Here is a 13,682-nt window from a genome sequence, read left to right as displayed (position 1 = left end):
AAAGGGGGCGCGGAATCCGCCCAGGTGAGGGCACGATGTCCCCATGGCGGACACCCCCATCACGAACACCGCGAACATGCATCAGTACGAGGCGTGGAACGGCTACGAGGGCCGACACTGGGCCGACCACCAGGCCCGCTACGACGCGTTGAACAACGGAGTCAACGAACCTCTGTTGGCAGCGGCCGCCCTCCGCGCCACGGACACGGTGCTGGACATCGGCTGCGGGAACGGCAGCGTGACGCGACTGGCGGCCCGCCGTGCACGGCAGGCCGTGGGCATCGACCTCTCCGCGCCCATGCTGGAACGCGCGCGAGCGACGGCCGAGGCGGAAGGACTCCCCAATGTCACCCACGTCCAGGGCGACGCCCAGGTTCACGCATTCGAACCGGCGAGCTTCGACGCGGCGGTGAGCCGGTACGGAGTGATGTTCTTCGCGGACCCGGTGGCGGCGTTCAGGAACATCGCCGGCGCGCTGCGACCGGGGGACGGTCGCCTGGCCTTCGTCTGCCCACAGTCCTTCGACCGCCAGGACCAGGCAAGGGTGTTCGCGGCGGTGTCGCAGCATGCGCCGCTGCCGGACCTGACGGCGGCGTCGGAGACGGGCCCGGCCTCGTTCGCGGACCCGAGCCGGGTGAGGGCGGTGCTGTCGGCGGCGGGCTTCGAGGGGATCGAGGTGGCGCCACTGGAGGCGGAGCAGAAGTGGGGGAGGGACCCGTCGGACGCGTCGGAGTTCCTCTTCGGGTGGGGCCCGATGCGGCACTGGCTGAGGGACGCGCCGGAGGAGGCCGTGGAGCGGGCACGGGAGGCGGCGACGGAGGCGTTCGGGATGTACGCGACGGAGGAGGGGGTGCGGCTGAGGATGAGCTGCTGGCTGGTGACGGCAACCCATGCCTGACGAGTCCGGCGACCTCGCCCCGGAGTGGACGGACATCTCCAACAACGTGTGCGGCATCCTGCACGGCCACAGGGACGTCGCCCCCATGGCCGAGCGCTTCGAAAGACTCGGCTGGAGATCGAGACCATCGTCCTGGTACGGCCACGAGGTGGGCACCACTTGGTGCGAGGTCGAACTCGAGCCCGTCGACGGGCAGGACGTACTCCTGAACGGAGTCGTCGCCCCGTCCCGCTTCGACGACCTGGCCGCCCAGCTCACGCGTTGCGGGGCGACGACGTACACGCTGGAGCTGTACGACGAGGACGACAACCTGCTCAGGGAATCCAGGCGCGAGGGCTGAGCGCCGCCGTCAGACCTTGCCCACGGTGATGCGCCCGCCCGAGAGCGCTGTCAGGTCCTCGGGGTCGGACGTGAGAACCGTGACCGGCCCGGGCGCGGCGAGCTGCTGCCTGCGAGCCTCGTGGAGCTGATCTCGCAGAGCCTGGACCTGGTCCTTGTCCGGCGTGGGCTCGCGGCGTCCGCGGGCTGGACGCACTACCGCGTCTGGCAGGAGGTCCGTGCGCTGGCGCTGGCGCGGTCGCCTCGCCGCTTGCCTCGTACGGCCTCAGGTACTGGGCACTGCCGACCGGGCTCAACTCCAGGGCGGGCCCGGACCCCGGCATACGGCCGCCCCCGGCCCGCTTACGCGTGCACATACGCGAAGACCCCGCTCTCAGCGTTTCCGCTGGTGACGGGGTCTTTGGGCACCTCATGCAAGGTGCCCCCGGCAGGATTCGAACCTGCGCACACGGCTCCGGAGGCCGTTGCTCTATCCCCTGAGCTACGGGGGCGTGTCGGTCGCGGTGATCGCGGCGACGGGTAGAACACTACCAGTTCTCCCGGGGTGGTCATGAACCACTTTCGCGTCCCGCGGCGTCCGTCCCGCTCGGCTCCCGTGCGGCCCGTACCCCGGTCGGGGTGGAAGTGGGGAAACGCCGGACGCGGTGGCCGGTCCCGACCTACTCTCGAGTCGTGCCGAGCACTTCGGGCCGGGTTCTTGTCGTCGACGACAACAAGGTCATCCGGCAGTTGATCAGGGTCAACCTCGAGCTGGAGGGCATCGAGGTGGTGACCGCGGCCGATGGTGCCGAGTGTCTGGAAGTCGTGCATCAGGTGCGGCCCGACCTCATCACCCTGGATGTCGTCATGCCCCGGCTCAACGGGCTCAGAACCGCCGGGCGTCTGCGGTCCGACCCCCGTACCGCCGGCATTCCCCTCGTCATCGTCAGCGCCTGCTCCCAGCACGAGGTCGAGAGCGGGCTCGACGTCGGCGTCGACGCCTTCCTCGCCAAGCCCTTCGAGCCGCAGGAACTCGTGAGGGTCGTGCAGTCCCTCATCGATTCCTCGACCGGACGCGTGCGCGGGTCCGGGGGCGCCGAGGCCGCAGCCGAGCACGCCGGGGGCTGACCCGAGGCACGCCCAGCCTGTCCACGTCCGTCCACATCTCGGGACAGCCGGCCAACCTGTTCGCCTACCCACCCCCCTCCTCGCCTACGCTTGTCCCGTGACCCCCGTCGAGCTCTCCCGCACCGTGCTGCACGCAGTGCGTCGTGCCGTGGACGAGGGGGAACTCGCCGTGGCCGTGCTGCCCGAGCGGGTCGTCGTCGCACCCCCCGGGCCCGGAGGCTGCGGCGACTACGCCACCAACGTCGCCCTCCAGCTCGCCCGACCGGCCGGGCAGCCCGCCCCCGCCGTCGCCGAGCTGCTGCGCACCCGACTTCTCCACACCGACGGGATCAGCGACGTCGTCGTCACCGGACCCGGGTTCCTCAACATCTCCCTCGCCGGTGATGCCGACGGCCGTCTCGTGCGTGACATCCTCCGCGCCGGCCCCCGGTACGGGCACAGCGACGCCCTCGCCGGGCAGTCACCCGAGCTCCACGCCGCCCCCGACGTCCGCGCCCTGGTCCTCATGGACTCCGTCGCCCGCGTGCTGCGGTCCCAGGGGGCCCATCCCCAGTTGCACTGCGCACGCCCGCCCGAGGACGCCTGGGTCCGTATCCTCGGCGTCCCCGAAGACATCCACGTACGCCCCGGCAGGGACCCCCTCCGCCCCGTCCCCGAACCCGCCGACCCCACCCCCCTCGGCCGCGACGCCGCCCGCTGGGCCCTGCTCCACCCGGCCCCCCACGACCGCCCCCGCATCGGCGGACCCGACAGCGGCGCCCACGGCGACGAACACCTCGCCCAGCGCGAGACCAACCCCCTCTTCCGGGTCCGGTACGCCCACGCCCGCACCCGCGCCCTCCTCCGCAACGCCGCCGACCTCGGCTTCACCCCCGAGCCCGGCCCCGTCACACCTCACGGCGAGGCCCTCCTGCACACCCTCGCCGACCACCCCCGCGTCCTCGCCGCCACCGCCGCCCACCGCGCCCCCGACCGGCTCGCCCGGCACCTGGTCGCCGTCGCCGACGCGCTCGCGCCCCTGTTGCCCTCCGTCCTGCCTCTCGGCGACGAGAAACCCTCGGCCGCCCACCGTGCCCGGCTCGCCCTCGCCGAAGCCGCCGGGACGGTGCTGGCCGGCGGCCTGACCCTGCTCGGCATCGACGCACCCGAACATCTCTAGGAAGCCCAAGACCTGCCATGAGCCGTTCCGCACACCCCGCCGGGCCCCGTCACGCCGACGTCCTCCCCGAGGGGCACTACTCCGCGCCGCCCTCCGACCTCAACGCCCTCGACCCCAAGGTGTGGTCCGAGACCGTCACCCGTGACGCCGACGGCGTGCTCACCGTCGGCGGGACCGACGTGAAGCGGCTCGCCGAGGAGTACGGCACCCCCGCCTACATCCTCGACGAGGACGACTTCCGCTCCCGGGCCCGCGCCTGGCGCACCGCCTTCGGAGAGGACGCCGACGTGTTCTACGCCGGCAAGGCGTTCCTGTCCCGGGCCGTCGTCCGCTGGCTGAACGAGGAGGGGCTGAACCTCGACGTCTGCTCCGGCGGCGAGCTGGCCACCGCGCTGTCCGCCGGGATGCCCGCCGAGCGCATCGCCTTCCACGGCAACAACAAGTCCGTCGCCGAGATCCGCCGCGCCGTCGAGGCCGGCGTCGGCCGCATCGTGCTCGACTCCTTCCAGGAGATCGTCCGCGTCGCCCACATCGCCCGCGAGCTCGGTACGCGCCAGCGGGTGCAGATCCGCATCACCGTGGGCGTCGAGGCGCACACCCACGAGTTCATCGCCACCGCCCACGAGGACCAGAAGTTCGGCATCCCGCTGGCCGGCGGGCAGGCCGCCGAGGCCGTGCGGCGCGCGCTCCAGCTCGACGGGCTGGAGGTCATCGGCATCCACTCGCACATCGGGTCGCAGATCTTCGACATGTCCGGGTTCGAGGTCGCCGCGCACCGCGTGGTCGGGCTGCTCAAGGACATCCGCGACGAGCACGGCGTCGAGCTGCCCGAGATCGACCTCGGCGGCGGCCTCGGCATCGCGTACACCAGCGACGACGACCCCCGCGAGCCGCACGAGATCGCCAAGGCGCTCACCGAGATCGTCACCCGTGAGTGTGAGGCCGCGAAGCTGCGCACCCCCCGCATCTCCGTCGAGCCGGGGCGCGCCATCGTCGGGCCGACCGCCTTCACGCTGTACGAGGTCGGCACGGTCAAGCCGCTCGACGGGCTGCGCACGTACGTGTCCGTCGACGGCGGCATGTCGGACAACATCCGCACCGCCCTGTACGACGCCGAGTACAGCGTCTCCCTCGTCTCCCGCTCCTCCGACGCCGAGCCCATGCTCACCCGGGTCGTCGGCAAGCACTGCGAGAGCGGTGACATCGTGGTGAAGGACGCGTTCCTGCCGGGCGACCTGGCGCCGGGCGACCTGATCGCCGTGCCGGCGACCGGGGCGTACTGCCGGTCCATGGCCAGCAACTACAACCACGTGCTGCGACCGCCGGTGGTCGCCGTCAAGGACGGCCAGGCGCGCGTCATCGTCCGGCGCGAGACGGAGGAGGACCTGCTCCGGCTCGACGTCGGGTGAGAGACCTCCGACCAGGGCCCCGAGTAGGCCCCGGGCCGGGTGTCCGCGCCGGCGGAAGATCTTTCGTCGGCGCGGACATGTAAATGAAATAGACGTCTCACGATCCGGACTTTGCACAGAAAGTCCCGTTCGGTGAGTGAGACTGGTGCAACCGAGACGGTAATCAGGAAACGAGGTCGGATGATGCGTACGCGTCCGCTGAAGGTGGCGCTGCTGGGCTGTGGAGTGGTCGGCTCAGAGGTGGCGCGCATCATGACGACGCACGCCGACGACCTCGCCGCCCGCATCGGCGCCCCGGTCGAGCTCGCCGGCGTGGCCGTACGGCGCCCGGACAAGGTGCGCGAGGGCATCGACCCCGCGCTGATCACCACCGACGCGACCGCCCTCGTCAAACGCGGCGACCTGGACATCGTCGTGGAGGTCATCGGCGGCATCGAGCCCGCCCGGACCCTCATCACCACCGCCTTCGAGCACGGCGCCTCCGTCGTCTCCGCCAACAAGGCCCTCCTCGCCCAGGACGGCGCCGCGCTGCACGCCGCCGCCGAGGAGCACGGCAAGGACCTCTACTACGAGGCCGCCGTGGCCGGCGCCATCCCGCTGATCCGCCCGCTGCGCGAGTCCCTCGCCGGCGACAAGGTCAACCGGGTGCTCGGCATCGTCAACGGCACCACCAACTTCATCCTCGACAAGATGGACAGCACGGGCGCGGGCTACCAGGAGGCCCTCGACGAGGCCACCGCCCTGGGGTACGCCGAGGCCGACCCGACCGCCGACGTCGAGGGCTTCGACGCCGCCGCCAAGGCCGCCATCCTCGCCGGCATCGCCTTCCATACCCGGGTGCGCCTCGACGACGTCTACCGCGAGGGCATGACCGAGGTGACGGCCGCGGACTTCGCCTCCGCCAGGGAGATGGGCTGCACCATCAAGCTGCTCGCCATCTGCGAGCGGGCCGAGGACGGCGCGTCGGTCACCGCCCGCGTGCACCCGGCGATGATCCCGCTCAGCCACCCGCTGGCCTCCGTGCGCGGCGCCTACAACGCCGTGTTCGTCGAGTCCGACGCCTCGGGGCAGCTGATGTTCTACGGCCCCGGCGCGGGCGGCTCCCCGACCGCCTCCGCCGTGCTCGGCGACCTGGTCGCGGTCGGCCGCAACCGGCTCGGCGGCACCACGGGACCCGGCGAGTCCGCCTACGCGGCGCTGCCCGTCTCGCCTATGGGCGAGGTCGTCACGCGCTATCACATCAGCCTGGACGTGGCCGACAAACCGGGTGTCCTCGCCCAGGTCGCCACCGTGTTCGCGGAGCACGGTGTCTCGATCGACACGGTCCGCCAGCAAGGCAAGGACGGGGAGGCGTCGCTCGTCGTCGTCACCCACCGTGCGTCCGACGCGGCCCTCGGCGGGACCGTGGAGGCGCTGCGCAAGCTCGACACCGTGCGTGGTGTCGCCAGCATCATGCGGGTTGAAGGAGAGTAACCAGCAATGACCCACCAGTGGCGCGGAATCATCGAGGAGTACCGGGACCGGCTTCCGGTGTCGGACACCACGCCGGTCGTGACGCTCCGTGAGGGCGGTACGCCGCTCGTGCCCGCGCAGGTGCTCTCCGAGCGCACCGGCTGCGAGGTCCACCTCAAGGTCGAGGGCGCGAACCCGACCGGGTCCTTCAAGGACCGCGGCATGACGATGGCCATCTCCCGGGCCAAGGAGGAGGGCGCGAAGGCGGTCATCTGCGCCTCCACGGGCAACACCTCCGCGTCCGCCGCCGCGTACGGCGTGCGCGCCGGCATGGTCTCCGCCGTGCTGGTGCCGCAGGGCAAGATCGCGCTGGGCAAGATGGGCCAGGCGCTGGTGCACGGCGCGAAGATCCTCCAGGTCGACGGCAACTTCGACGACTGCCTCACGCTGGCCCGCTCGCTGAGCGACAACTACCCGGTGGCGCTGGTCAATTCGGTCAATCCGGTACGCATCGAGGGCCAGAAGACCGCCGCCTTCGAGATCGTGGACATGGTGGGCGACGCCCCCGACATCCACGTCCTGCCGGTGGGCAACGCGGGCAACATCACCGCGTACTGGAAGGGCTACAAGGAGTACGCCGCCGACGGTGTCAGCTCCCGCACCCCGCGCATGTGGGGCTTCCAGGCCTCCGGCAGCGCCCCGATCGTGCGCGGCGAGGTCGTCAAGGACCCCTCGACGATCGCCACCGCCATCCGGATCGGCAACCCCGCCTCGTGGCAGCTCGCGCTCGCCGCGCGGGACGAATCGGGCGGCCGTATCGACGAGGTGACGGACCGTGAGATCCTGCGCGCCTACCGGCTGCTGGCCTCCCAGGAGGGGGTCTTCGTCGAGCCGGCGTCCGCCGCGTCGGTCGCCGGTCTGCTGAAGTCCGCCGAGCAGGGCATGGTCGACCCGGGTCAGAAGATCGTCTGCACGGTCACCGGCAACGGTCTGAAGGACCCCGACTGGGCGGTCGCGGGCGCCCCGCAGCCGGTCACCGTCCCGGTCGACGCGGCGACCGCCGCCCAGCGCCTCGGTCTCGTCTGACCCGCCGGGAGCAGGCGCCGTCCGGCCCGCCGGGCCACGCGCTTCCGTCGACGCGAAGCCCGCGAGAACCACGCGCTTCCGTCGATGCGGAGCCGTGAGAACCGTGCGTTACTGCCGATGCGGAACCGCGAGAACCACGCGCTTCCGCGGATGCGGAACCGCAGAACCGGCGTAAGGACGCGCCTGCGTGGGGACGCTACCTACGGGGGGTGCACAGGGGGCTTGCGACACGCATCGTGCGCCTCCTGTGCGCCCTATGTCGCAGGTGAACCTTCCTTCGATAGGCTGTAGGGAACCCGCCCGCCGCATATGCCGCGGCAGTCCGTCGTCCCCAGGGTCCCGCCAGTGACCCGGGACGGCCCGGAAGCGGCCGGCCAGCCCGGTCGGCGGCGCCAGGGTTCTCGTACGCCATCGAATGTCCATCGAACGTCATTCGACAGTTCACGCAGCTCAAGGAGAGTCTTCGAGCGATGGCCGGTCCCGCGTTCCGCGCCGCCGCCGTCCGGGTGCGCGTCCCCGCCACCAGCGCCAACCTCGGCCCGGGCTTCGACGCCCTCGGCCTGGCGCTGGGCCTTTACGACGACGTCGTCGTCCGGGTGGCCGACTCCGGGCTGCACATCGACATCGCGGGTGAGGGCAGCGAGACCCTCCCGCGGGACGAGAGCCACCTTCTCGTACGCTCCCTGCGCACCGCCTTCGACCTGCTCGGCGGGCAGCCGCGCGGCTTGGAGATCGTCTGCGCCAACCGCATCCCGCACGGCAGGGGCCTCGGCTCCTCCTCGGCCGCCATCTGCGCCGGGATCGTCGCCGCCCGCGCCGTGACCATAGGCGCCGAGAGCAAGCTCGACGACACCGCGCTGCTCGAGCTGGCCACCGAGATCGAGGGCCACCCCGACAACGTCGCCGCCTGTCTGCTCGGCGGTTTCACCCTGTCCTGGATGGAGGGCGGCGCCGCCCGGGCGATCAGGATGGAGCCCGCCGATTCCATCGTTCCGGTGGTTTTCGTGCCCGCGAAGCCGGTCCTCACCGAGACCGCGCGCGGACTGCTCCCGCGCACCGTGCCGCACGTCGACGCCGCCGCCAACGCGGGCCGTGCCGCCCTGCTCGTCGAGGCCCTCACCCGGCGCCCCGAGCTGCTGCTGCCCGCCACCGAGGACCGCCTGCACCAGGAGTACCGCGCCCCGGCGATGCCGGAGAGCGCCGCACTGGTGGAGCGGCTGCGCGGGGACGGCATCCCCGCGGTCATCTCCGGCGCCGGACCCACGGTCATGGCGCTGGCCGACGCGGGCACGGCCGACAAGGTCGAGGCGCTCGCCGGCGCCGACTGGGCCGCCAACCGGCTGAGCCTGGACGTCCAGGGAGCGAGCGTCCTTCCGCTCGCCACCTGACACGGTTGCCGGATTTGGAGAGGGGGAATGTTTGTTGGATCCGGTAGTGTTAACCTCAAGTCTGCACCCGACCCCACCATGGCGAGGTGCCTCGTGTCCCCGTCCGGGACAGACATTCTTCCGGGAGCCCCCCAAGCCGCACTGTGTTCACTGCTACGTACGAGGGCAGTACGTCGTACGCGGACACCGAGCGGCCCGCAGGTGGGGGCACCCCCTCTGGGGGAGCTTCGGAATCGGTGCGACCACGCCACGTGACACCGGGTGCCACGGCTCGAGGTAGCGCCATCACCAGATATCTCTTCCGCCGCGCAGGCGGACAACCGCCCCGGCACGGTCCACACATCAGGGAACGATGCCGGACAGCACAACCGGTCGCCGAGCCAGACAGGCCGACGTCCGCTCCAGGGAAGGACCCTTCGTGAGCGACACCACCGATCTGATGGGCGCACGTGTCGAGGAGACCGCTGCCGCGCCCGCCACGGACGCTTCCGCGCCTGCCTCCGGTGCCGGCTCCCGGCGGCGCCGCGGTACCGGCCTCGAGGGCATGGTGCTGGCCGAGCTGCAGCAGGTCGCATCCGGCCTCGGTATCAGGGGCACGGCGCGCATGCGCAAGAGCCAGCTGATCGAGGTCATCAAGGAGGCGCAGGCCGCCGGTGGAGGCACCCCTTCCGGGGACGCCCCGGCCAAGGCCGAGTCCGCCGAGACCAAGCCCAAGCGCCGCGCGACCTCCCGCACGCGTACGGGTGACACGGCCGAGAAGGCCGAGAAGAAGACCGAGGCCAAGGACGAGCAGGCGCCCGCCGACAAGGCCGCGGCCCAGCAGCAGATCGACATCCCCGGTCAGCCCTCGCCGAAGGCGTCCGCCGCCGAGCAGGCCACGGAGGCCGCCCCCGAGCGCCGCCGCCGTCGCGCCACCGCCGACGCGGGTGCCCCGGCCGCCGCGACCGAGACCGTCACGGCCGAGGCGAAGACCGAGACCAAGTCCGACGCCCCGGCCCAGCAGCAGTCCCAGCAGGGCGAGGGCAAGTCCGACCACGACGGCGGCGAGGGCCGCCGCCGCGACCGCCGTGAGCGCGGTCGTGACCGCGACCGTGGTGACCGCGGTGACCGTGGCGACCGCCGTAACAAGGGCGACGACCAGCAGCAGAACCAGGGCGGCGGCCGTCAGCAGAACCAGCAGGGCGGCGGGGGCCGTCAGGACGACGGGTACGACGACGACGGAGCCGGCCGCCGTGGCCGTCGCGGACGCTACCGCGACCGCCGTGGCCGCCGTGGCCGCGACGACGTGCAGGAGCCTCAGATCAACGAGGACGACGTCCTGATCCCCGTCGCGGGCATCCTGGACATCCTCGACAACTATGCCTTCATTCGGACCTCCGGCTACCTGCCCGGCCCGAACGACGTGTACGTCTCCCTCGCCCAGGTCCGCAAGAACGGCCTGCGCAAGGGCGATCACATCACCGGTGCGGTCCGTCAGCCCAAGGAAGGCGAGCGGCGCGAGAAGTTCAACGCGCTGGTCCGGCTGGACTCCGTCAACGGCATGGCGCCCGAACACGGCCGCGGCCGCCCGGAGTTCAACAAGCTGACCCCGCTGTACCCGCAGGACCGGCTCCGCCTGGAGACCGACCCGGGCGTGCTGACCACGCGGATCATCGACCTCGTGTCGCCGATCGGCAAGGGCCAGCGCGGTCTGATCGTGGCCCCGCCGAAGACCGGCAAGACCATGATCATGCAGGCGATCGCCAACGCGATCACGCACAACAACCCCGAGTGCCACCTGATGGTCGTCCTGGTCGACGAGCGTCCGGAAGAGGTCACCGACATGCAGCGGTCGGTGAAGGGCGAGGTCATCTCCTCGACCTTCGACCGCCCGGCCGAGGACCACACCACGGTCGCGGAGCTCGCCATCGAGCGCGCCAAGCGCCTGGTGGAGCTGGGTCACGACGTCGTCGTGCTGCTCGACTCGATCACGCGTCTGGGCCGTGCCTACAACCTGGCCGCCCCGGCCTCCGGCCGCATCCTGTCCGGTGGTGTCGACTCGACCGCCCTGTACCCGCCGAAGCGCTTCTTCGGTGCGGCCCGCAACATCGAGGACGGCGGCTCGCTCACCATCCTCGCCACCGCCCTGGTGGACACCGGGTCCCGCATGGACGAGGTGATCTTCGAGGAGTTCAAGGGCACCGGCAACATGGAGCTCAAGCTCGACCGGAAGCTCGCCGACAAGCGCATCTTCCCCGCGGTGGACGTGGACGCGTCCGGTACGCGTAAGGAAGAGATCCTGCTCGGCAACGAGGAGCTCGCGGTCGTCTGGAAGCTGCGCCGGGTGCTGCACGCGCTCGACCAGCAGCAGGCGATCGAGCTGCTCCTCGACAAGATGAAGCAGACCAAGTCGAACGTCGAGTTCCTGATGCAGATCCAGAAGACGACGCCGACGCCGGGCAACGGCGACTGACGTCACCCCCTTCTGAGCCCCCGCGGGGGCACGCGAACGGCCGTCCCTCCACGGGACGGCCGTTTTTCGTGCACAGATGTGGTCGGACAGGTGTACGATCACGCTGCTTCGAGCTGTCCCTGAACAGGGTGTGACGCTCGAACTCAGCATCCCGAGGGGGGAATTGCATGGCTATACCCATGTCCGGACCCGGCCGTCGCAGACGCCGGTTCGCCGTGGCCGCGGCCGGTGCCGCCGCGGCCGTCGGGGCGGCGCTGCTGTCGGCGCCGGCGGCCCAGGCGGCGCCCGCGCTGCCCGAGCCGAACGTCACTCCGGCGATGGAGTCACCTTCGCAGTCCGAGCTGATCCGCCGCGTCGTGGACGCGATGGCGGCGGACGAGACCGCCCGGGCCAAGGACAAGGCGCCGCTCAGCACGAGCGGCAAGGCCGACTCCGGCATCGACGCGAAGATCATCGGTGGCACCACCACCACGATCTCCGCGGCGCCCTGGATGGCGCAGCTGCACTACTACGACCCGGTCGCCGACGAGGGCTTCTTCTGCGGCGGCGTCGTCGTCGCGCCGACGAAGATCCTCACCGCCGCGCACTGCGTCAAGGGCTACAACTGGCACCTGAACGGCGCCGTCGTCACGGGCGCCACCCAGCTGCCCTCGGTCGACGGCGACCTGCACGGCGGCACCGCCACCGGTGTCTGGCGGCAGTGGCACAACCCGGCGTACAACGCGGCCGCCATCGACAACGACATCGCGCTGCTCACGCTGCCGGTGCCGGTGAAGGCCACGCCGCTGCGTATGACGACCGCGGGTGACACCGCGTCGTACGCCGCCGGGACCAACGCCCGGGTCTACGGGTGGGGGCGCACCACCTCCACCAACAACGAGATCTCCGAGTACCTGAAGACGGCGACGCTGCCGATCCAGTCCGACGCCACCTGCGGCGCCTACTGGGGCAGCGACTACGTCCGCGGTCACATGGTCTGCGCGGGCGCGCCGGCCACCGGCAGCGACGCCGGCACCACCACCGCCTGCAACGGCGACTCCGGTGGTCCGCTGGTGGTCAACAACCGGATCGTGGGCGTCGTCTCCTGGGGCATCAAGGACTGTGTGGAGAAGGGCGCCTTCGGCGTCTTCACCAAGGTGGCGAGCTATGTCGGCGTCACCTACCCGCGCGTCGACGACACCGACATGAACGGTGACCACCGCGCCGACCTGTGGGTCCGCAAGAAGTCCACGGGTGTCGGTTACTCCCGGAACTCGCTGAGCTCCAAGTTCGCCGCCCAGGAGGAGTGGGGCGACTGGAGGGGCGTCAACATCGTCCTCCAGACCGACCTCGACCGCGACGGCTACCAGGACCTCGTCTACCGCGCCACGGACGGGTCCCTGTACTGGGCGCACTACGTGATCTCCAGCAACTCCTGGGCCACCAAGCGGCTCAGCACCGGCTGGAAGTCCGTCCGCCAGATCGTCACCCCCGGTGACGTGACCGGCGACTACGTGCCCGACCTGCTGATGGTGGACTCGGCGGGCGTGCTGTGGACGTACCCGGGCAAGGGCAACGGCACCTTCTCGACCCGTCTGAAGACGGGCACGGGCTGGGCCGGGTTCGACGTCCTGCGCGGCCACGGCGACTTCACCGGCGACGGCCTGGCCGACCTGGTGGCCCGCGTCCGCAGCACCGGCGACCTGTACCTGTACAAGGGCACGGGCAAGGCCGGCGCCGGTTCCTTCACGGGCCGCACCAAGCTGGCCACGTGGAAGAGCACCACGTACAACGCGGTCGTCACCGTCGGTGACGTCAGCGGCGACGGCAAGGCGGACCTGCTGGCCCGCACGCCGAGCGGCACCCTGTACGCGTACCGGGGCACCGGCCGCAACGCGGCGCCGTTCTTCTCGACGCGCGTCTCCATGGGCACCGGCTACCAGAACTACGACCTGCTGGGCTGAGCACGACGCCGTCCGTGAGGACGAAGGGTGGCCCCGGGAATGATCCCGGGGCCACCCCCGTTTTGGGAGACGGCCCCAGTCCTGGCAGACTGGTACGTCGGCTCCGGTTCACGCTCCCGCATCCCGCGGCGGCGACCCGGCGCCCTCCCGATACCTAGGAGACACCTTGAAGCGCGACATCCACCCCGAGTACGTCGAGACGCAGGTCAGCTGCACCTGTGGCGCGTCGTTCACCACCCGCAGCACGATCACCGGCGGCAACATCCGCGCCGAGGTCTGCTCCGAGTGCCACCCGTTCTACACGGGCAAGCAGAAGATCCTCGACACCGGTGGCCGTGTGGCCCGCTTCGAGGCCCGCTTCGGCAAGGCCGCCGGCTCCAAGAAGTAGCGAGCACCGAATCGCCGGTCCACGGCCGCGCCCCCGCCCGGGGGCAGGCCGGGACCGGCGT

11 protein-coding genes, 1 tRNA gene and 1 pseudogene are annotated in these 13,682 nt (G+C 71.2%); 11 read left to right on the top strand and 2 right to left on the bottom strand.

Going from position 1 to position 13,682, the window contains the following annotated elements; translation table 11 throughout:
- Positions 1-43: 43 nt before the first annotated feature.
- Together ACF1AG_RS09170 and ACF1AG_RS09165 are read left to right on the top strand one after the other, a co-directional pair.
- Positions 44-898, top strand: a complete 855-nt coding sequence (locus ACF1AG_RS09170) for a class I SAM-dependent methyltransferase (RefSeq protein ID WP_391809555.1) — start codon at positions 44-46, stop codon at positions 896-898.
- Positions 891-1,238: a hypothetical protein gene (locus ACF1AG_RS09165; RefSeq protein ID WP_391809554.1), complete on the top strand. Its 348-nt coding sequence runs from the start codon at positions 891-893 to the stop codon at positions 1,236-1,238. Before ACF1AG_RS09170 ends, ACF1AG_RS09165 begins: the two co-directional genes overlap by 8 nt.
- Before the next feature lie 9 nt (positions 1,239-1,247).
- Here ACF1AG_RS09165 and ACF1AG_RS09160 read toward each other — a convergent pair.
- Positions 1,248-1,340, bottom strand: a pseudogene (locus ACF1AG_RS09160) (DNA-binding protein); the annotation flags it as partial.
- A 316-nt stretch (positions 1,341-1,656) separates the two neighbouring features.
- Positions 1,657-1,728 (bottom strand) — tRNA-Arg (locus ACF1AG_RS09155).
- A 133-nt stretch (positions 1,729-1,861) separates the two neighbouring features.
- Here ACF1AG_RS09155 and ACF1AG_RS09150 point away from each other — a divergent pair.
- The 9 genes from ACF1AG_RS09150 (at position 1,862) to rpmE (ending at position 13,621) form a co-directional block, all read left to right on the top strand.
- Positions 1,862-2,344: a response regulator gene (locus ACF1AG_RS09150; protein ID WP_359599171.1), complete on the top strand. Its 483-nt coding sequence runs from the start codon at positions 1,862-1,864 to the stop codon at positions 2,342-2,344.
- Positions 2,345-2,441: 97 nt separating this feature from the next.
- Positions 2,442-3,503, top strand: a complete 1,062-nt coding sequence (nrtL, locus tag ACF1AG_RS09145; RefSeq protein ID WP_391809553.1) for an ArgS-related anticodon-binding protein NrtL — start codon at positions 2,442-2,444, stop codon at positions 3,501-3,503.
- A 17-nt stretch (positions 3,504-3,520) separates the two neighbouring features.
- Complete coding sequence (gene lysA, locus ACF1AG_RS09140; protein WP_359599082.1) at positions 3,521-4,912, top strand: diaminopimelate decarboxylase; 1,392 nt, start codon at positions 3,521-3,523, stop codon at positions 4,910-4,912.
- Between the two features lie 180 nt (positions 4,913-5,092).
- Entirely contained in the window at positions 5,093-6,385 is a 1,293-nt protein-coding gene (locus ACF1AG_RS09135; RefSeq protein ID WP_190002609.1) for a homoserine dehydrogenase, read from the top strand.
- 6 nt (positions 6,386-6,391) lie between these two features.
- Positions 6,392-7,450, top strand: coding sequence for a threonine synthase (gene thrC, locus ACF1AG_RS09130; RefSeq protein WP_391809552.1), 1,059 nt, complete (start codon positions 6,392-6,394; stop codon positions 7,448-7,450).
- Between the two features lie 470 nt (positions 7,451-7,920).
- Positions 7,921-8,838 carry a homoserine kinase gene (thrB, locus tag ACF1AG_RS09125; RefSeq protein ID WP_086700728.1) on the top strand — a complete coding sequence of 306 codons (918 nt, stop codon included), beginning with the start codon at positions 7,921-7,923 and terminating at the stop codon, positions 8,836-8,838.
- A gap of 418 nt (positions 8,839-9,256) precedes the next feature.
- Positions 9,257-11,290 (top strand): transcription termination factor Rho, encoded by a 2,034-nt coding sequence (rho, locus tag ACF1AG_RS09120; RefSeq protein ID WP_359599085.1) that lies wholly within the window; start codon positions 9,257-9,259, stop codon positions 11,288-11,290.
- A 167-nt stretch (positions 11,291-11,457) separates the two neighbouring features.
- Positions 11,458-13,233, top strand: a complete 1,776-nt coding sequence (locus ACF1AG_RS09115; RefSeq protein ID WP_359599087.1) for a trypsin-like serine protease — start codon at positions 11,458-11,460, stop codon at positions 13,231-13,233.
- A 166-nt stretch (positions 13,234-13,399) separates the two neighbouring features.
- Positions 13,400-13,621: a 50S ribosomal protein L31 gene (gene rpmE / locus ACF1AG_RS09110; RefSeq protein WP_024884511.1), complete on the top strand. Its 222-nt coding sequence runs from the start codon at positions 13,400-13,402 to the stop codon at positions 13,619-13,621.
- Positions 13,622-13,682 lie beyond the last annotated feature (61 nt).

The organism is Streptomyces sp. NPDC014764 (assembly GCF_043082785.1).
Taxonomy (GTDB): domain Bacteria; phylum Actinomycetota; class Actinomycetes; order Streptomycetales; family Streptomycetaceae; genus Streptomyces; species Streptomyces althioticus.
The sequence above is the reverse complement of the archived record's forward strand: the minus strand, read 5'-3'. Positions and strand labels throughout refer to the sequence as shown.

Coding starts and splice junctions, on each gene's coding strand:
- ACF1AG_RS09170 (WP_391809555.1), top strand. CDS start 44: ATGGCGGACACCCCCATCACGAACACCGCGAACATGCATCAGTACGAG.
- ACF1AG_RS09165 (WP_391809554.1), top strand. CDS start 891: ATGCCTGACGAGTCCGGCGACCTCGCCCCGGAGTGGACGGACATCTCC.
- lysA (WP_359599082.1), top strand. CDS start 3,521: ATGAGCCGTTCCGCACACCCCGCCGGGCCCCGTCACGCCGACGTCCTC.
- ACF1AG_RS09135 (WP_190002609.1), top strand. CDS start 5,093: ATGATGCGTACGCGTCCGCTGAAGGTGGCGCTGCTGGGCTGTGGAGTG.
- thrC (WP_391809552.1), top strand. CDS start 6,392: ATGACCCACCAGTGGCGCGGAATCATCGAGGAGTACCGGGACCGGCTT.
- thrB (WP_086700728.1), top strand. CDS start 7,921: ATGGCCGGTCCCGCGTTCCGCGCCGCCGCCGTCCGGGTGCGCGTCCCC.
- ACF1AG_RS09115 (WP_359599087.1), top strand. CDS start 11,458: ATGGCTATACCCATGTCCGGACCCGGCCGTCGCAGACGCCGGTTCGCC.